Here is a 23,499-nt window from a genome sequence, read left to right as displayed (position 1 = left end):
CCGCCTCTCCCCCTGTAAACTGGAGAGAGGCGGCGAGTCACTTACCGCTTAGCCGGTCGCCACAGCCACAGCACCGTAATCGCCAGCGCAAACAGCACGCCAAATCCGACGCCCGTCGCTACCGCAGGTGCGCCCGCCTTGATCGCCAGCGTATAAAGCCCCAGCATGATCAGCATCGCGCTGTTCTCACCCAGGTTCTGTACCGCAATTGCGTTACCTGAACCGACACTCTCTTTGCCCCGCGCCTGCAACAGCGCATTCAGCGGCACCACAAAGAAACCGCCCAGCGCACCAATCAGCATCAGCACCAGATAAGCATTCATCAGGGAATGCTGCAGCGCGAAGACTACCACCATGATGCCAATCAGCACGCCAGCTGGCATACAGCGACGCACGGTCTGCAGCGTCACCAGCTTCGCCGCCGCTGCCGCGCCAATTACGATGCCGATCGCCACCATGGCATTCAGCGTCGTTGGTGTCGTGTTGTCATTGATGCCCAGCGCCACCGGCACCCAGAGTACCAGCAGGAAACGCAGCGTCACACCTGCGCCCCAGAACAGACTGGTGCCGAGCAGCGAGAAGCGCGTCTCTGCATCACGCCACAGCAGCGTGGCGGCACTGAAAAAGCTGCGCGTCATCACGCCAAACTGCCAGCTCTGTCCAGGCCGTGCCGCCTGCAGTTTCGGGATAAACAGGTTCGCGACCACGGCGATACCATAGGTCAGCGCACAAATCCCCAGCGCCGCCAGAATATGCCAGTCAGCCAGCATCCCGCCCGCCACCGAGCCAAGCAAAATGGCGGCGATGGTCGATGCCTCCATCAGCCCGTTGGCTTTCACCAGCTTCTCGCCGTGGGTGATCTCACCGAGGATGCCATATTTGGCCGGAGAGTAAGCCGCTGCACCCGCGCCCACCAGGGTATAGCCGAGGAAGGGATTGAAGCCGAAGCAGATCACCAGCGCGCCCAGCAGCTTCAGGCTGTTGGCGAGCATCATCACCCGTCCTTTCGCCATGCTGTCCGCCACCTGGCCGACAAACGGCGCCAGCAGAATATAGGCCGCAACAAACAGCATTTGTAATACCGGCTGGCTCCACTCGGGATAGAACTGACTTTTCAGCACCGCCAGCGTGGCAAACAGCAGCGCGTTATCGCCAAAGGCCGAAAAGAACTGGGCGATAATCACGGCTATCATACCGCGCGACATCAGCGGCGCATTACGATCAAGACTCATGCCTGCTCCTCTTCCGCCATTTTTTTCAGCGTGACGTAATCGGGTTTACCGCTGCCCAGCTGCGGTAGTTGCTTCATCACGCGGATATCACGCGGCAATGCCAACTCTGGCGCACCCAGCTCGCGGGCCGCTTTCTGCAGCCTGTCGCGCGCCAGCTCAGCATCGGTGGTGAACAGCACCAGCGCTTCACCGCGCTGACCATCCGGGCGCAGTGAAGCGGCGTGTTGTTTGTCCGGCGACGCTTTGAGGGCGATTTGCTCGACGATCTCCAGCGACACCATCTCACCCGCGATCTTCGCAAAGCGTTTGGCACGCCCCTGAATCTGGCAGAAACCGCCTTCATCAAAGCTGACGATATCACCGGTGTCATACCAGCCCGCTTCCAGATTGCCTTCGCCATCGTCGGCGACCGGCGCTTCCAGCACGCCTGGATTCTCGACGCGCAGATAGCCCTTCATCACGTTGGGCCCGCGCAGCTGCAGCCGTCCTCCCTGCTCGATGCCCGGCACCGACATCAGTCGTGAATCCATGCCCGGCAGAATGCGTCCCACGGTGTGCGTCTTCGCCGCCATCGGCACGTTAATCGCCACGACTGGCGCGCACTCGGTTACGCCGTAGCCTTCGAGGATGCGAATACCATACTTCTCGATGTAGAGCTGACGGGTGTTCTCCTGCAACTTCTCCGCACCGGCGACCACATAGCGCAGGCGGGCAAAATCATACGGCGCGGCAAAGCGCGCGTAATTACCCAGGAAGGTTGAGGTGCCAAACAGCACGGTGCAGTTACGGTCATAGACCAGCTCCGGCACGATGCGATAGTGCAGCGGGCTGGGATAGAGGAAGACCTGAGCGCCGGTCATCAGTGGCGTGAACAGCCCGACGGTTAAACCAAACGCATGGAACAGTGGCAGCGCCGACATAAAGCGGTCGCGCGGCGTGAAGTCGGCGATGGTGCGGATCTGCTCAACGTTCGCCAGCAGACTTTTATGTGAATGCACCACGCCTTTAGGATTACCTTCAGAGCCAGAGGTAAACAGCACCATCGCGGCGTCTTCTGGCTGTTGAGGCAGTTGGGCGCGATGCGGCATCAGCAGATGGGCGAGGATCCACAGCTTGTCTTTGCCAGTGACGGTATCTTTGAGGTCTTCCAGGTAGATCCACTGCACATCATCCAGCCCCTGCGGCAGATGCCATAGGTTGCCTTTGTCCAGGAACTGCCGCGACGTGAAGACGGTTTTGATCTGCGCGGCGGTCAGTGCTGCCCGCATGCCGTTAACGCCCGCGCTGTAGTTGAGCATTGCCGGAACGCGTCCTCGCAGGGTAGCCCCGAAAATCGCCGCCGCCGTCACGGTAGTATTGGGCAGCAACAGCCCCACCACTTCACGCGGCTGGCTGTAGCGCTCCAGAATACGGCCCACGCCCAGCGACTTCTTCAGCAGTCCGTTGTAACTGTCGGGTTTGAAATTCACATCTTCGATGCAGCGCTTAAACGCGCCATAACGATTACGTGCCGCCAGAAATGCCTCAAACAGGGTTTCACGCGGACGCACCGCCATCCGCGCTTCCATCATCACATGATGCAGATGCTCACCGGCCAGCACGCGCCGATCGCGCGCCCGTTTCGCCTCCGGCATCGGAATGCGAGTGGCGGGCAGAACGGTCAGTGTGATGCGCGGGAACAGACGGCGTTTAAACACGCCCGCCAGACGACCAAACGGCGTGTATTCAGCACCTTCAATGCGCATTGGCACTACGTTAGCGCCTGAACGCGCCGCGACAAAGCCCGCCCCGCTGTAGATTTTCATCAGCGAGCCAGTGATGGTAATTCGTCCTTCCGGGAAGATCACCACCGGACGGCCTGTATCAATCAGCCTGACCAGCTGCTTCAGCGCCATAGGCCGGGTCGGATCCAGCGGCACAAAGTCGATAAAGGGTTTCGCCAGACGCATAAACCAGCTTTCGCTGATGGTCGAGTAGACGGCAAACACCGGTTTGATGGGCAAAAATAGCGCCAGCAGCATGCCGTCCAGAAACGACATATGGTTCGGTGTGATCAATACCTTCTGCTTATGCAGTTCGGCGACGTCGCCCCGCAGTTCGACCCGCCATAACAGGCGAAACATCAGGCGTAATAGTTTGAAAGCCATGCCGGTTCCTTAGCATCGTGAAAATTAGCCCCTCACGATGCAGGATTTGACGCGGTTCGACAACCGAATTATCGGCATCCTGACGCTGCCTCAGGGGGCCTGCCAGCCTCCGCCGAGTGCGGCAATCAGCGCCACGCTGCTGACCCACTGCGTGCTCTGCAGCGTCAGCAAACTCTGCTGCGCACTCAGGCTGCTGTTCTCTGTCGTCGCCACATCCAGGTAGTCAATCATGCCCGACTCATACTGCAGACGCGTCACCCGCGCCGAAGTCTGCGCCGCGTCAGTGGCGCGCTGCTGCGCGGCGATTTCGCCCTGCAGTGTGTTCAGCTCCACCAGCTTATCCTCCACCTCCTGCATCGCGGTCAGCACCGTCTGACGATAGGTGGCGACGCTGGCCTCCCAGCTCGCCCGCGCCTGATCGACCTGTGCTGCGGTCGCGCCCGCATCGAGCAGCGTGCCGCTCAGCTCCGGCCCCAGCGACCAGACGCGGTTCGGCAGCGAGAACAGCGAATGCAGCACGGAAGCGCTGACGCCACCGCTGGCGCTCAGGGTCAGGTCGGGATAGTAACCGGCCACCGCCACACCCACGGCGGCATTGGCGGCGGCCATGTTGCGTTCGGCATAAGCGATATCGGGACGGCGCTGCAACAGCTCGCCCGGCAGACCCGCTGGAATCGCGGGCAGCGAGGCCGTCAGCGGCGCGGCGGTCAGGCTGAAGTCGGCGGGTGCCTTGCCGACCAGCAGCGCAATAGCGTGCTCCATCTGCGCACGCTGCCACTGATAATCCTGCGCCGAGGCGCTGGCGCTCTCCAGCTGAAGCTGCGCCTGGGCCAGCGTGGCACGCGACGCGGTGCCCGCCTGATACTGGCTATTAATCACTTTCAGGTAGCGCTGATAAGCATCAACGCTCTGCTGATAGAGCGCGATTTTCTGATCCATGATGCGCAGCTGGAAATAGTCCTGCGCCAGCTCAGACTGGGCGCTCAGGGTGATGTTGGCCAGTTCCGCCGCGCTGGCCGAGGCGCTGGCGCGGTTCTCCTCCAGCGTGCGCCGCAGTTTGCCCCACAAATCCAGCTCCCAGCTGGCACTCAGCTCCGCCTGATGGCTGCTGCTGGTGGTGCGAACGCTGCTATCAGTGGCATGGCTGCCGCTGCGGGTTACGCTGCCGTCATAGTCCAGCGAGGGAAACAGCGCCGCGCGGGACTCAGCCGCCAGTGCCTGCGCCTGCCGGTACTGCGCGGCATAATTCACCACGTTCTGGTTCGAGATACTCACCTGGCTCAGCAGGTCGCTCAGGGTGGCGTCATGATAAACCGACCACCATTGGCCTTTGCTTTGCGCATCCAGCGGCGTCGCCTGCTGCCAGCCTCGGGCCTCTTTATAGTGAACCGGCATCGCCACCGCCGGGCGCTGATAGTCAGGACCGACGCTACAGCCGCCCAGCAGCAGCATCACAACAAACGGGATGAGAGGTTTCATGGTTCAGGATTCCGCATGGCGCAGACGACGCCATTGACGTTGAGTGACACGGCCCAGACGATCGAGCCAAAGATAAACAACCGGCGTGGTAAACAGCGTCAGCAGCTGGCTGAGCGCCAGTCCGCCCGCGATAGCGATCCCCAATGGGCTGCGCAGGTCGGCGTCACCGCCGCTGCCCAGCGCGAGCGGCAACGCGCCGAAGAAGGCGGCCAGCGTGGTCATCATGATCGGCCGGAAGCGCATCAGGCACGCCTGGGTGATCGCCTGCTGAGGCGACATGCCCAGCCGCCGCTCCGCGTCGATGGCGAAGTCGATCATCATGATGGCGTTCTTTTTCACGATGCCGATCAGCAGGATGATGCCAATCAGCGCGATCACCGTGAGCTGCGTGTTGGTCAGCAGCAGCAGTAACAGCGCCCCGACGCCCGCTGACGGCAGCGTCGAGAGAATGGTCAGCGGATGGATATAGCTCTCATAGAGCACGCCGAGCACGATATAGACCGCCGCCAGCGCCGCCAGAATCAGCCATGGCATGGTGGCGGTCAGCTGTGAAAAGGCCGCCGCGGTACCGGCAAAACCGGCATGAATAGTCGACGGCAGGCCCAGCTTCGCCATCGCCTGTTTAATCAGCAACTGCGCCTGCTCCAGCGAGACGCCATCATTCAGATTAAATGCCACCGTGCTGGTAGCCGACTGGCCCTGATGTGCCACCGACAGCGGTGCATTACCGCCGCTAAAGCGGACAAAGGCGGAGAGCGGCACGCGGTCACCGCTGTCGTTAATCACATAGAGCTGCTGCAGCGTCTCCGGATTCGCGGTGTCGCTGTCCTGCAGCGACATCACCACGTGATACTGATTCAGAGTGTGGTAGAGCGTGGCGATCTGCCGCTGGCTGAACGCATTGTTCAGCAGCGTATCCAGCATTTTCACATTGGCGCCCAGCCGGGTGGCGCGGTCACGATCGATGGTCAGTTCCACCTCCTGACCGCCGGTCTGCGAGTCGGAATCTACGCTGTTGAGCTGGGGAATTGCCGCCAGCGCCGCCTGCACTTTCGGCGTCCAGACCCGCAGCAGCTCAAGATCGTCTGCCTGCAGGCTGTACTGCCAGGTCGCGTTAGCGCTGCGGCCGCCAATGTGCAGATCCTGCGCCGCCATCAGGAACATCTGCGCCCCGGCGATGTGACTGGTTTTGCGCGTCAGCCGGTTGGCCACCTCGGTAGCCGTGGCGTCGCGCTGGTCAAAATCCTTCAGCCGCACAAAAAAGTTGGCGCTGTTGCGGGAGCCAAACATCCCGCTGCCCATCGACGACATCACGCTCTCGACCGCCGGATCTTTCTGAATGATCTTCGTAAACATCAGCATTTTCGGCTTCATCGCCTGGAATGAGATGTTCTGATCGGCGCGTAGCGCACCCATCAGCAGCCCGGTGTCCTGATTGGGGAAAAAGCCCTTCTGCACCACGGTGAACAGAAATACATTGAGCAGCACGGTCAGCAGCAGACTGAGCAGCGTCAGCTTCTGATGGCGCATTACCCAGGCAAGCCCGCGTCCGTAGGCGGCCAGCAGGCGATTCAGCTGGTTTTCAATAAACTGATAAAGCGGATGCGGCCGCTGGCTGACGGGCGGCTTCGGTTTCAGCAGGCGCGCGCAGAGCATCGGCGTCAGGCTGAGTGAGACAAACAGCGAGATCAGCAGCGACACGGTGAGCGTCACGGCAAATTCCCGGAACAGCCGCCCGACAATGCTGCCCATCAGCAGGATCGGGATGAACACTGCGATTAGTGACACGGTCATCGACAGCACGGTGAAGCTCACCTCCTGTGCCCCGTGCAGCGCCGCCCGCAGCGGACTCAGCCCGCGCTCAATGTGACGGGTGATGTTCTCCAGCACCACAATCGCATCATCCACCACGAAGCCGGTGGAGATAATCAGCGCCATCAGCGACAGGTTATCCAGACTGTAACCCAGCAGGTACATCACCGCGCAGGTGCCGATCAGCGACACCGGCAGCGCCAGCGCCGGAATGATTACCGCCTGCAGATTGCGCAGGAAAATAAACACCACCGCAATCACCAGCAACACCGCGATCAGCAGCGTCTCTTCAGTGTCATACAGCGAGGCGCGCACGCCGGGCGAACGGTCAACCACCACTTTCAGCTGGCTGTCAGCGGGCAGACTTTTTTCCAGCAGCGGCAGCTGCGCTTTTATCGCGTCGATGGTTTCGAGCATGTTCGCGCCCGCCTGACGTTTAATGCCGATCATCACCGCGGGCGTGGCATTAAGAAATCCGGCCTGATAGCGATCTTCCACCGAGTCATAGACCGTGGCGACGTCACGCAGCCGCACCGCCTTGCCCTGCTGCCAGGTGATGATCAGATCGCGGTAGCTGGCGGCCTTCTCCAGCTGGCCGTTGCTGTCCACCAGCCACGACTGGTCACTGCTCTGCAAAATCCCTTTAGGCAGATTAGTCGTACTGTTGGCGACAGCGGCGCGCACCGTCTCCAGCGAGATGCCGAAGTGGGTCAGCTTCAGCGGCTGCAGATCGATGCGCACCGCGGGTAAGGCGCTGCCCATCAGCGACACTTCTCCCACGCCCTGCACCTGCCCCATCGCCTGTTCGATTTTGCTCTCCGCCAGGTCATAAAGCTCGCCGGGCGTGCGGGTGGCGGAGGTCAGCGCCAGCATCACAATTGGCGCATCTGACGGATTGGCTTTGCGGTAGGTCGGCAGCGAGGCCATTGCGCTCGGCAGCAGGCTGCGCGACGCGTTGATCGCCGCCTGTACGTCGCGTGCCGCACCGTTGATATCGCGGTCCAGCTCAAACTGCAGGATGACCGTGCTGGATCCCTGCGAACTGCTGGAGGTCATCTCACTAATACCGGCAATCTGCCCCAGCGCACGTTCCAGCGGCGTAGCAACAGTGGCGGCCATCGTTTCCGGGCTGGCCCCCGCCAGACTGGCGCTGACCATGATGGTCGGGAAATCCACCTGCGGCAGCGGTGCGACCGGTAGCAGCCGGTAGCCCAGCGCGCCGAGCAGCAGGATCGCCAGCGTCAGCAGCAGCGTCGCCACCGGACGAAAGATAAACAGCCGGGTCAGATTCATTGCCCGCTCCGCGCCTGCTGCTGACGGCGTTTCACCCAGGCGTTGCCGCGCTGCGCCAGCCCATCAAACAGGAGGTAGATCACCGGCGTTGAAAAGAGCGTCAGCACCTGACTGACAATCAGCCCGCCGACAATCACCAGTCCCAGTGGCTGCCGCAGCTCTGCGCCCGAGCCGGAGGCCAGCATCAGCGGTAACGCGCCGAGCAGCGCCGCCATCGTCGTCATCAGGATCGGGCGGAAGCGCAGCAGGCAGGCCTGATGAATCGCGTCACGCGCGCTGAGGTGCTGCTTATGTTCCGCCTCCAGCGCGAAATCGATCATCATGATGGCGTTCTTTTTCACGATGCCGATCAACAGGATGACGCCAATCAGCGCAATCAGGCTGAACTCCGTGCCTGCCAGCAACAGCGTCAGCAGCGCGCCCACCGCCGCCGACGGCAGCGTTGAGAGAATGGTGACCGGATGGATAAAGCTTTCGTAGAGGATGCCGAGCACCACATACATGGTGATCAGCGCCGCCAGAATCAGCCACAGCGTGTTGCCGGTGGCGCTCTGGAACGCCGAGGTTTCTCCCTGATAACGCAGGGTTGTGCTCTCCGGCAGGTGCAACTGCTGCCGCACCTCGGTGATCGCCCGCTGCCCGTCCTCCAGCGAGTAGCCCGGATTGAGGTTGAAGGAGATCATCACCGCCGGAAACTGATTCAGCCGCATGTGCATGAGCGAGCCGGTGCGCTGATGAATAGTGGCGATAGCGGTGAGTTTTACCATGCCGCTGCTGGTGGATGTCGTGTCAGAGGCTGAGGTAGATGTTGATGAAGACGAAGACGTTGATGACGAAGCCGTGCTGGTGGACGACGCCGAACTGCTGCTGCCGGACGATTGCAGCCAGACATCATCAAACGACGCCGGGCCCTGCTGGTATGCCGGCGCCACTTCCAGCACCACCCGATACTGATTCGACTGGGTGAAAATAGTCGAGACCAGGCGCTGACCAAAAGCGTTATAAAGCGCGGTGTCCACGTCCGACGCAGTAATGCCAAAGCGCGCCGCTTTGTCGCGGTTCAGCTCAACATAAGAAACGCGCCCCTGATCCTGCAAGTTACTCACCACACCATTAAACTCGGGCCGCTGCTGCAACGCCGCCACCAGTTTCGGCGACGCGCTGACCAGATTTTCACTGTCGGCGTCGTCCAGGGTGAACTGATACTGACTCGGCGAGACCTGGTCGTTGACGGTGAGATCCTGCGCCGGTTGCAGATAGAGCCGGATGCCCGGCACATCGGCGGTCGCCAGTTGCAGTTGTTTAATCACCTCATCCGCTTTCACATCACGCGAGCCAAACGGCTTAAGGTTGATCTGTAACCGTCCACTGTTGAGGCTGGTGTTAGTGCCGTCGATGCCGATAGTCGATGAGACGCTCTCCACCGCCGGGTTTTTCAGGATCAGCGCCGACAGCGCCTGCTGTCTCGTCGCCATCGCGTTAAACGAGACATCCTGTGAGGCGACAGTAATGCCCTGAATCAGCCCGGTATCCTGGGTCGGGAAGAAGCCTTTCGGCACCATCATGTAGAGCAGCGCGGTCAGTCCGAAGGTCGCCAGCGCCACCAGCAACGTCAGTTTCTGATGGTTCAGCACCACGGTCAGCAGTCGGTCATAGCCACGCACCAACGTATCGAAAAGTTCGCCACCCTTGCGGGCAAATGTTGACTGCTGTTCGGGCGGAATGTGGCGCAGCAGATAAGCGCACAGCATCGGGGTCAGGGTCAGCGACACCAGCATTGACACCAGAATCGCCACCGCCAGGGTAATCGCAAACTCCCGGAACAGTCGCCCGACCACATCGCCCATAAACAGCAGCGGGATCAGCACCGCAATCAGGGAAAAGGTCAGCGAGATAATGGTGAAGCCAATCTGCTGGGAGCCTTTCAGCGCGGCTTCCATGGGCGACTCGCCCTGCTCCAGCCGCCGTGAAATGTTCTCGACCACCACGATAGCGTCATCAATGACAAAACCGGTGGCAATAGTCAGCGCCATCAGCGACAGATTATTCAGGCTGAAGCCCGCCAGATACATCACCCCAAAGGTGCCGACCAGCGACAGCGGCACCGCCACGCTCGGAATCAGCGTGGCGGCTACGTTACGCAGGAACAGGAAGGTCACCATCACCACCAGCGCAATCGACAGCATCAGTTCAAACTGGACATCGCTGATCGAGGCGCGAATGGTCTGGGTCCGATCGGAGAGAATCGTCATCTTCACTCCGTCCGGCAGCGCCGCCTGTAACGCGGGGAGCTGCGCCTTGATGTTGTCCACCACCTGAATCACGTTCGCGCCCGGCTGGCGCTGCACGCTGATCACAATCGCCGGCTGGTTGTTGGCCCACGCCGACTGGAAGCTGTTCTCCGCGCCCTGTTCGATATGGGCGATATCTTTCAGGCGCAGCGCCGCGCCATTTTCATAGGTGAGGATCAGGTTGCCGTACTCGGTTGCGGTGCGCAGCTGGTCGTTGGCGTCGATGGTGACCGAATGATATTTACCGTCAAAGCCGCCTTTGGAGCCATTGACGTTGCTGTTGCCAATCAGCGTATTCACCGCCTCCAGCGTCAGATGATGCGCCGCCAGCGCCTGAGGATTCATCTGCACCCGAATCGCGGGCTGATGTCCGCCCGCCAGCGTCACCATCCCGACACCGGAAATCTGCGACAGCTTCAGCGCCACCCGGGTATTGACCAGGTCGTGCACCTCGGTCAGTGGCAGCGTGCTGGAACTGGCCGCCAGCGTCACCACCGCGCTGTCCGCCGGATTGACCTTTTTGTAGGTCGGCGGATTGGGCAGATCGTCGGGCAGCAGGTTATTCGCCGCATTGATCGCCGCCTGTACCTCCTGCTCGGCGACATCCAGCGACAGATCAAGGCTGAACTTCAGGGTAATAATCGACGAGCCGCTGGCGCTGGTGGAGCTCATCTGGCTCAGCCCCGCCATCTGCCCTAACTGGCGCTCCAGCGGTGACGTGACCGACGACGCCATCACATCCGGGCTGGCGCCCGGATAGAGCGTGGTGACCTGAATGGTCGGATAGTCGACCTGCGGCAGCGCCGAGGTCGACAGGAATTTATAGGCAAAAATACCGGAGATCAGCACGCCGACCATCAGCAGAATGGTGGCGACCGGACGCAGAATAAACAGGCGAGACGGGTTCATTTCGACACAGTACCGGCAGCGGGCGTCTCATCGGCCAGCGTGACTTTGCTGCCGCTGGTGAGGCGATCGATCCCTTCCGTCACCAGCCGATCGCCCGGTGAAACGCCGCTGAGGATCGCCTGCTGATCGTCTCCGAACGCGGGGCCGGTGGTGACCGCTTTGCGCGTTACGGTGCGATCCTGATTGATCACAAAGACGAAGCTGCCGTCGCTGCTCAACTGCAGCGCCTGCGCCGGGATCACCGTCGCGCCTTTCAGCACCCGGGTCTGCAGCCGCAGATTCACAAACTGGTTAGCAAATAGCGACTCATCCTGGTTGGCAAAAACCGCTTTCAGCGCCACGGTACCGGTGGCGGTGTCGATCTGGTTGCTGATGAACTTCACTTCGCCGCTGGCGAGCTGATGCTGGTTGTCCTGATCAAACAGCGTGGCGGGCAGGCTCTGGCCCTGATGCAACACGCTGACCAGCGTCGGGATTTCGCTTTGCGGCACGCTAAAGGTTACAGCGGCGGGCTGCATCTGGGTGATGGTCACCAGGCCGGTGCTGCTGGAGCTCTGTACCATGTTGCCGGGATCGACCTGACGCAGACCGACGCGCCCGCTGATCGGGGCAGTGATCCGGGCATATTCAATGCTCAGCTTCGCACTGGCGATCTGCGCCTGATCGGCGGCGACCGCACCGCGATATTGCCCGACGGTGGCAATCTGGCTGTCCAGATCCTGACGCGCCAGTGCGTCCTGCGCCGCCAGTTTACGGTAGCGCGCCAGCGTCAGTTCGGCGCTGTTCAGCAGCGCCTGGTTTTCGCTGAGTTCGCCCTGATACTGGTTCAGCGTCGCCTGATAGCTGCGCGGATCGATCTGCGCCAGCAACTGCCCGGCGCTGACCTTCTGCCCTTCGGTAAAGAAAACCTGCTCCAGCTGGCCGTCAACACGACTGGTCACCGTCACGCTGGCGTTGGGGATCACCGTGCCGAGCGCATTGAGCCACACCGGCACATCCGCCGTGCTGGCCATACCGCTGTGAACCAGCGTCGCCCCGCCGCCCATCATGCCATGCGCGCCATGCCTGCCCGGCGGCATCCCCTCACCCGGCGCGTGTCCCGCCGTCAGCAGACGCCAGACAACGCCAGCAACAATCGCAACCACCAGCAACAGGAGCAGCCATTTGAGCCCAAAAGTACGACCGGGGCGAGAAAGGTGAGTCATCGTCAAACTCTTCAGATAAGCAGAAAAAGAAATCCCGGAACGTGCGGAATGCGGCAGTGATAACCGGCTGAGGCGAGCAAAAAAACACCAGGCTTCACGGCGGCCATTATCGGTGAAAGGCGACGCGCCTTTCTATTGGCAAACTGTCAGGGTTTCGTTAAGAACGATGATGATTTAACGGCGGTTTATACAGCGGAAAAGGCAGGGTCTGGCGAGCAGGCAAAAAAAACCCACGCATCTGCGTGGGTTGGTGTAATAACAGGGATCTCACTGCCGAAGCGGTGTTGTTTTCACACCCATCAATACCTCTGGGACTGCTATCCTCGCACTGAATGACTGCGTGGAGACAGCGGGAAAACGCAACCGAATTCGGGGAAGTGCAACGAGGTGTGAATATCTTTCATGCCTCGCTTACACTCTGATTTTTCTAAGATTTATCCGAAGTGCTGGCCGGTGGTTTGGTGTAGATGGCGTCCGGTGCAATATTCATGTGTTTGAGCACCGGTCCCATGATATTGCCGAACACCGGTGCAGCCACCGAGCCACCAAAGTGATCGCCTGCCGTCGGATGGTTGATCATCACCACCAGCGCCACTTCAGGATGACTGGCGGGAGCAATACCGGCGGTGTAGTTGACGTAGCCGCCATCATACTTGCCGCTGGTGCCCATTTTTTCTGCCGTACCGGTTTTGGTTGCCAGACGATAGCCCGGCACGGCGGCTTTCAGACCGGTTCCACCCGGCAGGACGTCACTCTCCAGCATATGCACCACCTCTTTTACCGTTTCCGGGTTAGCAACCTGCCGCCCCATGACCGGAGGCGTGACGCGGGTGATCGACAGCGGACGGTAAACGCCATAAGAGCCGAGCGTGGCGTATTCACGGGCAATCTGCAAAGGCGTGACACGCAGGCCATAACCAAAGGAGAAGGTGGCCCGCTCGATATCGGCCCAGCGGGCGCGGTGCAGCGGGAAGTAGCCAACGCTTTCGCCGGTTAGCCCTAATCCAGTCGGTTTGCCCAGACCGAACGCCTGATAAGTGTTCACCAGCGCTTCGGCAGGCATCGCCAGCGCAAGGTGTGACACGCCGATGTCGCTCGATTTTTGCAGAATGCCGGTCATGGTCAGGCGCGGCCAGTGGCCGACGTCGCGGATCAGGTGACCGTTCACGCTGTAAGGCGTGGTGTCGATCACCGAGTCCGGACGCACCAGATGGCGCTCCAGCGCTTCCATCACCACTAATGGCTTCACGGTCGATCCCGGCTCGTAGCTATCGTTGATGGCCGAGTTACGCATCTGCGCCGGGGTAGCCCCTTCATAGTTGTTAGGGTTGAACGACGGATAGGAAGCCATTGCCAGAATCTCGCCAGTGTCGATTTTCACCAGCACGGCGGCACCCGAGTCCGCCTTGTTGATCAGCACGCCGTCGCGCAGTTTGCTGTAGAGCGTGTACTGGTCATATTTGTCGATGCTGAGCTGCACCGTTGGCGGCTGGGTCGGCGGCTGATAGTTGATCATCGCGATGATATTGCCCGCCGCATCCTGACGATAGACCTCTTTGCCCGGCTCGCCCTGCAACACCTTATCGAAGCCTTTTTCCAGTCCGTTCAGGCCGACATTATCCGCCCCGACGATGCCGATCAGCGGCGCAGAGGCTTCACTCATCGGATAGAAACGGCTGTCGTCATAAACTTCACTGATGCCTTTTAGCTTCAGCTCTTTAATATCTTTAGCGATGCCCAGTTCGACTTTACGCCCCAGGTAGAGGAAGCGACGTTTCGGGTTGGCGGTGATTTGCGCCGCCAGCTCTTCGGGATGGGTATTCAGCGCCGCTGCAAGATAGGCCCATTTGGCACTGGTAAAATCGGGGTTGCTCTCCAGCACGCGCTGCGGATCCGCAATCACGTCGCGTGATGGCACGCTGAGCGCCAGGGCTTCGCCGTTACGATCCAGCAGGGTACCGCGGCTGGTCGGCAGCGTGACGGTACGCAGCGATCGCTGATCCGCTTCGTGCTCCAGCATCGGCTGATTCAGGAACTGCAGGTCCGCGACGCGCGCCAGCAGCACCACCAGACAGGTCGTGACACCGAGGCAGATCAGGCGAAAACGAAAAGGGTTGAACGGCGCTTTTATCTGGTCTTTTCCCAGTAGTTTTTTAATCCGGGGCATGGCATTCCGCTGCGCAAAATAAAGAGAAAGGGGCTGGTGCCAGCAGTTATAAAGAAAGCGCTGGCTGTATAACAGGAAAACTGTGTATCAGTTCGTTATCGGCAGCGGATTTCAGGCAAAAAAAACCTGCGCATCTGCGCAGGTTGGTGTAATCAAGAAAATCTATTGATGTTCACCCATCAATACCTCTGGGACCCTGAATGTAGCAAGAGGGATTGATCGGCTGCTATCTCTCAAACGCAACAGTTACCCGCAAAATGTAACCAGCCATGAGATCCTTACGCTATTGTGCAATCCTGATGTTTTTTGATTTCCACCAGGCAACTCATGGCATTTGGCCCCTGCGTTAGCGACGACGTACCGATGTCGAGCGTCAGCACATTGGGGTTACCCGCGCGATCGTGTGGCTGCCACGCCTTGCCGAAGCCGGGATCAAACCAGGCCCCGGTGGAGATAATGACCACGCCCTGCGTCACACCCTCGGTGATCCGCACGCCCGCCAGCATCACGCCGCGTGCGTTGCTTACCTCAATCTCGTCACCCTCCACCAGCCCGCGGGCTGCTGCATCCTGCGGATGCATATAAAGTGTTTCGTGTCCGGCGGTTTTATTGCCCTGCACCGTTTCGGTGGCATCCAGCTGGCTGTGTAACCGGTCGGAAGGCTGAATCGAGATCATGTGCAGCGGATAGTCGCGGCTGACCGCCGAACCGAGCCACTCCTGCGGTTCACGCCACTCCGGATGGCCGGCAAAATCGTCCAGCTGGTAGTCTGCAATGGTCTGGCTGAAAAGCTCGATTTTGCCGCTGGCGGTTTTAATCGGATTGGCCTGCGGATCGGCGCGGAACTCCTCCATAAACTGATAGGGCTTACCGCCTTCCGGAATTTCCACAAAGCCGCGCTGCCAGAACGCTTCAAACTCCGGGAAATCGATGCCTTTGCGCTGATGTGCGGTCGCACACTGCTGATAAAGATGGGCGATCCACTGCATCTCGTTGCGCCCTTCGGTGAAGGTGTCGCGATAGCCGAGGCGTTCTGCCAGGTCAGCAAAAATATCGAAGTCGTTGCGCGCCTGATGCTGCGGCTTAATCGCCTGATGCATCGCCAGCACAAAGCGGTCACGTGAGGAGCCGCCGATGTCGTTGCGTTCAAGCGTGGTTGTCGCGGGCAGCACGATGTCCGCCATCTGTGCGGCAGGCGTCCAGACGATATCCTGCACTACCACCGTATCGGGCCGCTGCCAGCCCTCTACCAGCCGGTTCAGCTGCTGGTGATGATGGAAAGGATTACCGCCCGCCCAGTGCACCATGTGAATGTCGGGATAGTGCAGCGTTTCGCCCTGAAAGCGGTAAGGCTGGCCGGGATTGAGCAGCATATCGCTAATGCGCGCCACCGGAATCGACAGTCCCGAAGGATTGGGACCGGTGCTCATCATCGGGGCCGGACCTTCCTGACGCGGGTTACCAACGCTGTTCATTGAACCGTGACCAAAGGAGAAACCCGCGCCCGGCAGGCCTGGCTGACCGAGCATCGACGACAGCGCAATCATCATCCAGTAAGGCTGTTCCCCGCGATGGGCGCGCTGAACGGAATAGGAGCAGGTAATAAAGCTGCGCTTGCCGGTGAGCTGCTGCGCCAGCTGCACAATACGGTCAGCCGGGATGCCGGTGATACGGCTGGCCCAGCCGGCGGTTTTCGCCACGCCATCGGTTTCACCCAGCAGATAGGCACGCAGCTGCGGCCAGCCAGTGCAGTGGCTGGCGAGAAACGCTTCGTCAACCGCGCCGCGCTGGGTGATCTCATGGCCCAGCGCCAGCATCAGCGCCACATCGGTATTAGGGCGAATCGGAATCCACTCGGCGTTAACAAATTCCGGGCAGTCATCGCGCATCGGGCTGATGTTGATCACCGGCGTGCCTTTGGTCGCCAGCTGCATCAGCGCCGGTTTCAGGCTGTGCTGCCCTGCACCACCCGAGGCGACCTGGGCGTTTTTCAGCGCCAGTCCACCAAAGGCGACAAAAATTTCGGCATGCTCCACCACCTGCGGCCATTCGGTGACGCGCCCGGTCAGCGGCATATAGGTGCCAATTACATAAGGCAGGAAGAACTGCGCCGCGCCCCAGCTGTAGTTGCCCTGCTGATCGACGCCGCCACCGCCCTGAAAGTAGAAACGACGAACCAGGGTGCGGGCGTGGTTGACACGACCGGCCGATGACCAGCCGTAGGAGCCGTTGAAAATGCCCGAAGCACCGTAGCGCTCACGAATGCGGCGATTCTCTTCCGCCACCAGATCCAGCGCGGTTTCCCAGTCGACGGCGACGAAATCTTCCCGACCACGCAGCGTGCGGTCGCTCTTCTCGCGTGACTTCAGCCACGAGCGGCGCACCATTGGCTGGCGAATGCGTTTGTCGGAGTAGACCAGCTCGGGAATGGTGTGGATCATCGGTGACGGATCGGCATCGGCGAAGAAAGGTTCGCAGCCAATCAGGCGATCGTTTTCAGTGACGGCGGTAAAGGCGCCCCAGTGAGCCAGATGCGGCACTTTGGTTTTCATCGGTTTTTTTCACGGTAGCCAGGTGGGAGATTGAGCATAGCATGGGGCGACGGCTGAGCAGAAGATGTGCCTGCGGGTCCGATTTTGCCCCTTTTTGCGACGACGCTGGCATTCTGTCGGGTTGATGTGTCCGCCCTTTTCCGTAACACTGATGCGATGTGTAAACGTTTTCCCCAAAGCAGGTCAACGCATGGCTACCATAAAGGATGTTGCGCGACTGGCGGGCGTTTCTGTCGCCACAGTCTCACGTGTAATCAATAATTCTCCCAAAGCCAGCGACAGCTCCCGACAGGCCGTAGGCCAGGCAATGGAGCAGCTTCAGTATCACCCGAATGCCAATGCACGCGCGCTGGCGCAACAATCGACCGAAACGCTCGGCCTGATTGTTGGTGACGTCTCCGATCCCTTTTTCGGCGCGATGGTTAAAGCCGTGGATGAAGTGGCGGGTGACACCGGTAACTTTTTGCTGATTGGTAACGGTTACCATAATGAGCAAAAAGAGCGGCAGGCGATTGAACAGCTGATGCGTCACCGCTGCGCGGCGCTGGTGGTTCATGCCAAGAAAATTCCCGACGCAGAACTGGAAGTGCTGATGAAGCAGGTGCCCGGAATGGTGCTGCTGAACCGGCTGATAAAAGGCTTTGAAAAGCGCTGTATTGCGCTCGACGATCGCTACGGCGCCTGGCTGGCCACCCGTCATCTGATCCAGCTCGGCCACCAGAATATCGCCTTTATCTGCTCGACTCACACCATCTCCGATGCCGAAGATCGTCTGCAGGGTTACTACGATGCGCTCAAAGAACACGGCCTGCCGTGCAGCGATCGACTGGTTACCTGGGGCGAGCCGGATGAAGTCGGCGGTGAGCAGGCGATGACGGAACTGCTGGGACGCGGCAAGAATTTCACCGCCGTCGCCTGCTACAACGACTCCATGGCGGCGGGCGCGCTGGCGGTGCTGAGCGATAACGGCGTTCGCGTGCCGGAAGAGATGTCGCTGATTGGCTTCGATGATGTGCTGGTGTCGCGCTATGTGCGACCGCGCCTCACCACCGTCCGCTATCCGATTGTCACCATGGCGCAGCAGGCGGCCCAGCTGGCACTGGCGCTGGCCCACGATCTGCCGCTGCCGGAAGTGACCCACATGTTCAGCCCGACGCTGGTGCGCCGCCACTCGGTCAGCGGCCCGGCCTGACGCGACGGTGGCCGGCTCAGCCGGCCACAGCACTTACTGAAAGGCGCGCAGCAGCGTCTCCAGCGGCCTTACCAGCGCTATCACCGTTTCATCCTGCACCTCTGCGGCGGCATCCAGTGTCGCATGCATCTCCGCTACTTCACTGGCACCAAACGCCTGATTACGGACGTAAGCATTCACCAGCGCGAGGCCCATGGTGCTCAGCACCTCGATCTGCTGCACGCTGTGTGCCAGCGGCTTCAGCTGCGCGCTGCCATTGATGATTGGCATTACCGCAGTCGTGTTGGCCTGCCAGCGCTGCAGCCGCGCGCGAACCGCGGAGGCGGCAGCCGGATTATTACGATTAGCGATTAATACCGCGACCTGCTGCTCCAGCTGGCGCACCGCCTCGCTCTCTGCGGGCAGCACATCGACCAGCCGGTTTAACGGCTCGTCGTAGTTGTAATGGCCCGCCTGAAACTTCAGATGCTGACGCGTGTAGTACTGCGCCGGTTCCAGCACTTCGGCCAGCACCCGCAGCGGGGCGATATCGTGCCCGCTGGCCAGCCGCATCATCTGCTGCTCCGTCTGGGCATGTTGCAGCGTTCCCACTGACACGGTGCTCCAGCGATCCATCGCTGCCAGTCGTGAATACATCGAATCCATGTTAGTGACATTTTCTGCGGACCATAACCGCTCGGCCACCACAAAGGCGCGCGGCCACAATCTGGTATCGATAATCTGGCTGTTGATATTTTCCGCCCACAGCGCCGCCTCACCACCCAGCAGATTTTGCTGCACCTGTTCTGGCGTGGGCAGCACGGGCGCGATGCCCGCAGGCGGCTGCGCCAGCCGTTGGCCGCTGGTGGGATAACGCACGTTGCCTACCTCTACATAACCTTTAAGGGAATTCTGTTGCAGCGTGACCACCGGCTGGAACGGCCCCATCCAGCTATCCACGCTGAACTGCACCTGCTGTGTCGAGAGCCAGTTGATCTGACTGACCATCCGCCGGGCTTTGCCGTCGAAGTCGATAAAACCGCGCCAGCCCGACTCGCTCTGAATCAGCGTAAAGCTGCCCTTCACCGGGCTGCCTTTCAGCCGCGGCATCGTGAATGACCAGCTCTGCGCCTGATCGCCGGGCCGCAGACGATCCAGGCCGTTGAGCCCGCGCGGCGTGACCTCATTGCGGTAGTGATAGCTGGCAGGCTGGGGTTGATCGAGGTAGAAACCGGTAGAAAGGATGCTGCGAGTGTTCTCTTTTGCCAGCGCACTCAGCGCATCCTGGCCCTGCCACGACTGAATCAGAATGCTGCGCGGCAGATCGGGATGGGCGATCTCATCCCAGCCCACCATCTGACGCTGATGGGCTTCGAGGATCTTTTCTACCCGCTGATTGAAGTACGCCTGAAGCGCATGTGCATCTTTCAGATTGTTCTCGCGCATAAACTGCTGAATCGCAGGTGAGTTGTTCCACTGTGTGGGATCGACTTCATCGCCGCCGATGTGCAGCCAGGGATCGGGGAAGATCGCCGCCATCTCACCCACCAGCGTATCGATCACCTGATAAACCTGTTCGTTGCTGGGATCGAGCAGCGGTTTAAAGACGCCCCAGCCGCGCTCCATCTGATAGGGTCCGGGTACGCTAATCAGCTCTGGCATCGCGACCGCAAGCGCGGAAGCATGTCCAGGTATATCCAGCTCGGGCACCACACGCACCCCGCGATCGGTGGCATATTTCACGATCTCCCGCATCTGCTGCTGGCTGTAATAGTTGCCATCGCTGGCTTTCTGCTGCAACTGGGGATAGTGACTGGAGGCGAAGCGCCAGCCCTGATCATCGGTAAGATGCCAGTGAAAGACGTTCATTCGCGCGGCGGCGATGCCGTCGATCTGACGTTTAAGCGTCTCCACCGGCATAAAGTGACGCGCCGTGTCGATCAGCACGCCGCGCCACGGAAAGCGCGGATAATCGCGGATGGTGACGTAAGGAATGGTCGTGCCCTGTGCGCCGTTTTGTATCAGTTGCAGCAGGGTTTCCATGCCACGCATCGCGCCAAAACGGCTGGATGCGGTTAACAGGACGCCGTCGCCATCAACCTGTAACTGATAGCTCTCATCGCTATCGGGCAGCGGCAGCGGATCTACTGCCTTCGCAATAACGATGCGGATAGTCGGTGCGGCCATCGGCTGGGTGGCAGGCAACAGCGGCCACCCAGTCTGATTACTGATGCGCTCCAGCCAGCGTGCTTCCGCGCCCGCCAGATGATCACCTGAGATTTGCAGCGTCAGTTGCGGCGTCAGGATAAGCGTGCCGCCGCTGGCGGGCTGTGCCACCTCTTGCGGCCAGGGCATCAGTGGCAGTGGACTGGCCTGGGCGAGCGGGCAGAGGGCCGAAAGCAGGAGCAGAGAACGGGGTAACCACATTGGCGGGCATCCTTGTAACGTCAACGTTTAACAGGCAGAACTTTGATTAAAGTTGCTGCGCGCCGATCCGCCAGTAAATCCCGAAGGAAACCTGAACCCTGCCCCATTTTTTACAACAGTCGTAATTTTCTACCGGCTTGAGCCTTCCTTGTTTCAGGTCAAATCTGAGCGTAATAATTCGCAGCAAACACTACATGTAGGGAATAGAATCCTACCGAACCCTATATGTAGTTTATGGAGAGAGAAATGGCGACGGTGGTAATCAAGCGTGATGGATGCCGGACAGGCTTTGATGCGCAGCGTATTGAGCAGGCCGTAGCGGCAGCGGCAAAAGCAGCAAAAGTCGATGACCTGGCCTGGTGCGCGCAGGTTGCTGAGCGCGTTGCTTTGCGCCTGGCCGAGCGTCCGGAGGTGGATATCCGTGAGATTCAGTGTGCGGTAGAAGAGACGCTGATGGGGGGCCCTTATCCGCAGCTGGCCCGCGCCTACATTGAATACCGCCACGATCGCGATGTCGCCCGCGATCGTCAGAGCCAGTTACATCACGCCATTCGCGGTCTGGTCGATCAGACCAACGCGGCGCTGCTGAATGAGAATGCCAACAAAGACAGCAAAGTGATCCCGACGCAGCGCGACCTGCTGGCCGGGATCGTGGCGAAGCACTACGCACAGCAGCAGATCCTGCCGCGCGATGTGGTGCTGGCGCACGAGCGCGGCGAGATCCACTATCACGACCTTGACTACTCCCCTTTCTTCCCGATGTTTAACTGCATGCTGATCGATCTTAAAGGCATGCTGACCAATGGCTTTAAAATGGGCAATGCTGAGATCGAGCCACCTAAATCGATCGCCACCGCTACAGCCGTCACTGCGCAGATCATCGCTCAGGTCGCCAGCCACATTTATGGCGGCACCACCATTAACCGCATTGATGAAGTGCTGGCCCCGTTTGTTGAGCAGAGCTATGCCCGGCATCTGGCGATCGCTGAGCAGTGGCAGATCCCGCAGGCTGAGCAGTATGCACGCCAGCGTACAGAGAAAGAGTGCTACGACGCTTTTCAGTCGCTGGAGTATGAGGTGAACACCCTGCACACCGCTAACGGCCAGACGCCGTTTGTCACCTTTGGTTTCGGACTGGGGACAGACTGGGCGGCACGGCTGATTCAGCAGTCGATTCTGCGCAACCGGCTGGCGGGGCTGGGGAAAAATCGCAAAACAGCGGTGTTTCCAAAACTGGTGTTCAGCATTCGCGAGGGCGTTAACCGCCGGGCGGGCGACGTTAACTACGACATCAAGCAACTGGCGCTGGAGTGTGCCAGCAAGCGGATGTATCCCGATATCCTCAACTACGATCAGGTGGTTAAAGTTACCGGCTCATTTAAAACCCCGATGGGCTGCCGCAGCTTCCTGGGCGTTTATGAAGAGAACGGCGAGCAGATTCATGAGGGCCGCAACAATATCGGCGTGATCAGTCTGAACCTGCCGCGCATCGCGCTGGAAGCGGGCGGTGAAGAAGCGCGTTTCTGGACGCTGCTCGACGCGCGACTGCTGCTGGCTAAGCGGGCACTGATGACGCGGGTCGCGCGGCTGGAGAAAACCAAAGCACGCGTCGCGCCCATCCTCTATATGGAAGGTGCCTGTGGCGTCCGGCTGAATGCGGATGATGAAGTCGGTCCTATTTTCCGCAATGGCCGCGCGTCGTTGTCGCTGGGCTATATCGGCCTGCACGAAACGCTGAATGCCCTCAGCGGCGGTCATCAGCATCCTTACGATGACGCGGCACTGCGCGCCAAAGGCGTGGAGATTATCGCTTACCTGCGTGATGCCACCGAGCGCTGGAAAGAGGAAACAAGCTACGGCTTCAGCCTTTACAGCACGCCGAGCGAGAATCTGTGCGATCGCTTCTGTCGTCTTGATGCGGCGCAGTTTGGCCTGGTGCCGGGCGTTACCGACAAGGGCTACTACACCAACAGCTTCCATCTCGACGTTGAGAAGAAGGTTAATCCTTACGACAAAATCGACTTCGAAGCGCCCTATCCACCGCTGGCGAATGGGGGATTCATCTGTTACGGCGAATACCCGAATGTGCAGCACAATCTCAAGGCGCTGGAGGATGTCTGGGATTACAGCTACGACCGCGTGCCCTATTACGGCACCAACACACCGATTGATGAGTGCTACGAGTGCGGCTTCAACGGTGAGTTCACCTGCACCAGCCGTGGCTTCACCTGCCCGAACTGTGGCAATCACGATCCGGCGCGCGTCTCCGTTACCCGGCGGGTCTGCGGCTATCTGGGTAGCCCGGATGCGCGGCCCTTTAATGCTGGCAAACAGCAGGAAGTGCAGCGTCGGGTGAAACATCTGTCTGAAGGACCGCTGGGATGATGCATATCCATCGCTACTATGATGTGGATATCGTTAATGGTCCCGGCACCCGCTGCACGCTGTTTGTCGCCGGTTGCGAACATCAGTGCCGCGGTTGTTATAACCAGAGCACCTGGCGACTCGACTCCGGCGTGCCCTTTACGCTTGAGATGGAGGAGCAACTGCTGGCAGATTTGCAGGATACGCGCATTCCGCGCCAGGGATTGTCGCTGAGCGGTGGCGATCCGCTGCACCCGCATAACGTGCCGCATATCCGCCGTCTGGTGAAACGGGTGCGGCAGGCGTGTCCCGATAAAGATATCTGGCTGTGGACCGGTTACCGGATGCAGGAGCTGAATGCGGTGCAGCGCGCGGTGCTGAGCTATCTCGACGTGCTGATCGATGGTCGCTTTGTTGAAGAGGAGAAGGATGCCACGCTGCAATGGCGCG

General features: G+C 60.0%; 12 protein-coding genes. 3 read left to right on the top strand and 9 right to left on the bottom strand.

Going from position 1 to position 23,499, the window contains the following annotated elements; genetic code table 11:
• Nucleotides 1-41: 41 nt before the first annotated feature.
• The 8 genes from lplT to AC2LB6_RS13655 form a co-directional block, all read right to left on the bottom strand.
• Nucleotides 42-1,232: a lysophospholipid transporter LplT gene (gene lplT, locus AC2LB6_RS13690; protein ID WP_490093929.1), complete on the bottom strand. Its 1,191-nt coding sequence runs from the start codon at nucleotides 1,230-1,232 to the stop codon at nucleotides 42-44.
• The gene (gene aas, locus AC2LB6_RS13685) at nucleotides 1,229-3,379 is read right to left on the bottom strand and encodes a bifunctional acyl-ACP--phospholipid O-acyltransferase/long-chain-fatty-acid--ACP ligase (RefSeq protein WP_490093928.1); all 2,151 of its coding nucleotides are present in this window, start codon (nucleotides 3,377-3,379) and stop codon (nucleotides 1,229-1,231) included. Before aas ends, lplT begins: the two co-directional genes overlap by 4 nt.
• Before the next feature lie 90 nt (nucleotides 3,380-3,469).
• Nucleotides 3,470-4,858, bottom strand: coding sequence for an efflux transporter outer membrane subunit (locus tag AC2LB6_RS13680; RefSeq protein WP_490093927.1), 1,389 nt, complete (start codon nucleotides 4,856-4,858; stop codon nucleotides 3,470-3,472).
• Nucleotides 4,859-4,861: 3 nt separating this feature from the next.
• Nucleotides 4,862-7,963, bottom strand: a complete 3,102-nt coding sequence (locus tag AC2LB6_RS13675) for an efflux RND transporter permease subunit (RefSeq protein WP_490093926.1) — start codon at nucleotides 7,961-7,963, stop codon at nucleotides 4,862-4,864.
• Nucleotides 7,960-11,163, bottom strand: a complete 3,204-nt coding sequence (locus tag AC2LB6_RS13670) for an efflux RND transporter permease subunit (protein ID WP_490093925.1) — start codon at nucleotides 11,161-11,163, stop codon at nucleotides 7,960-7,962. The genes AC2LB6_RS13675 and AC2LB6_RS13670 overlap by 4 nt, the downstream gene beginning before the upstream one ends.
• Entirely contained in the window at nucleotides 11,160-12,368 is a 1,209-nt protein-coding gene (locus AC2LB6_RS13665; RefSeq protein WP_490093924.1) for an efflux RND transporter periplasmic adaptor subunit, read from the bottom strand. Before AC2LB6_RS13665 ends, AC2LB6_RS13670 begins: the two co-directional genes overlap by 4 nt.
• Before the next feature lie 427 nt (nucleotides 12,369-12,795).
• Complete coding sequence (locus AC2LB6_RS13660; RefSeq protein WP_490093923.1) at nucleotides 12,796-14,535, bottom strand: penicillin-binding transpeptidase domain-containing protein; 1,740 nt, start codon at nucleotides 14,533-14,535, stop codon at nucleotides 12,796-12,798.
• Between the two features lie 278 nt (nucleotides 14,536-14,813).
• Nucleotides 14,814-17,087: a molybdopterin guanine dinucleotide-containing S/N-oxide reductase gene (locus AC2LB6_RS13655; protein ID WP_490093922.1), complete on the bottom strand. Its 2,274-nt coding sequence runs from the start codon at nucleotides 17,085-17,087 to the stop codon at nucleotides 14,814-14,816.
• Nucleotides 17,088-17,277: 190 nt separating this feature from the next.
• Between AC2LB6_RS13655 and galR the strand changes: the two genes are divergently transcribed.
• Nucleotides 17,278-18,279, top strand: coding sequence for an HTH-type transcriptional regulator GalR (galR, locus tag AC2LB6_RS13650; protein WP_090963956.1), 1,002 nt, complete (start codon nucleotides 17,278-17,280; stop codon nucleotides 18,277-18,279).
• Nucleotides 18,280-18,312: 33 nt separating this feature from the next.
• Here galR and AC2LB6_RS13645 read toward each other — a convergent pair whose 3' ends face one another.
• Complete coding sequence (locus tag AC2LB6_RS13645; protein ID WP_490093921.1) at nucleotides 18,313-20,685, bottom strand: beta-N-acetylhexosaminidase; 2,373 nt, start codon at nucleotides 20,683-20,685, stop codon at nucleotides 18,313-18,315.
• 246 nt (nucleotides 20,686-20,931) lie between these two features.
• On the opposite strand from AC2LB6_RS13645, the gene nrdD reads away from it, so the two are divergent.
• Both nrdD and nrdG read left to right on the top strand, forming a co-directional pair.
• Nucleotides 20,932-23,070: an anaerobic ribonucleoside-triphosphate reductase gene (nrdD, locus tag AC2LB6_RS13640; protein WP_490093920.1), complete on the top strand. Its 2,139-nt coding sequence runs from the start codon at nucleotides 20,932-20,934 to the stop codon at nucleotides 23,068-23,070.
• Nucleotides 23,067-23,499 (top strand): anaerobic ribonucleoside-triphosphate reductase-activating protein (gene nrdG / locus AC2LB6_RS13635; protein WP_490093919.1); only part of this gene is annotated, 433 nt, incomplete at its 3' end. The genes nrdD and nrdG, both read left to right, overlap by 4 nt.

Source organism: Pantoea sp. RCC30.1, assembly GCF_058148845.1.
This window is presented reverse-complemented; position numbering and strand designations above follow the sequence as displayed.

Excerpts from the sequence above, each read along its gene's own strand:
- lplT (WP_490093929.1), bottom strand. The coding sequence starts at position 1,232 with ATGAGTCTTGATCGTAATGCGCCGCTGATGTCGCGCGGTATGATAGCC.
- aas (WP_490093928.1), bottom strand. The coding sequence starts at position 3,379 with ATGGCTTTCAAACTATTACGCCTGATGTTTCGCCTGTTATGGCGGGTC.
- AC2LB6_RS13680 (WP_490093927.1), bottom strand. The coding sequence starts at position 4,858 with ATGAAACCTCTCATCCCGTTTGTTGTGATGCTGCTGCTGGGCGGCTGT.
- AC2LB6_RS13675 (WP_490093926.1), bottom strand. The coding sequence starts at position 7,963 with ATGAATCTGACCCGGCTGTTTATCTTTCGTCCGGTGGCGACGCTGCTG.
- AC2LB6_RS13670 (WP_490093925.1), bottom strand. The coding sequence starts at position 11,163 with ATGAACCCGTCTCGCCTGTTTATTCTGCGTCCGGTCGCCACCATTCTG.
- AC2LB6_RS13665 (WP_490093924.1), bottom strand. The coding sequence starts at position 12,368 with ATGACTCACCTTTCTCGCCCCGGTCGTACTTTTGGGCTCAAATGGCTG.
- AC2LB6_RS13660 (WP_490093923.1), bottom strand. The coding sequence starts at position 14,535 with ATGCCCCGGATTAAAAAACTACTGGGAAAAGACCAGATAAAAGCGCCG.
- AC2LB6_RS13655 (WP_490093922.1), bottom strand. The coding sequence starts at position 17,087 with ATGAAAACCAAAGTGCCGCATCTGGCTCACTGGGGCGCCTTTACCGCC.
- galR (WP_090963956.1), top strand. The coding sequence starts at position 17,278 with ATGGCTACCATAAAGGATGTTGCGCGACTGGCGGGCGTTTCTGTCGCC.
- AC2LB6_RS13645 (WP_490093921.1), bottom strand. The coding sequence starts at position 20,685 with ATGTGGTTACCCCGTTCTCTGCTCCTGCTTTCGGCCCTCTGCCCGCTC.
- nrdD (WP_490093920.1), top strand. The coding sequence starts at position 20,932 with ATGGCGACGGTGGTAATCAAGCGTGATGGATGCCGGACAGGCTTTGAT.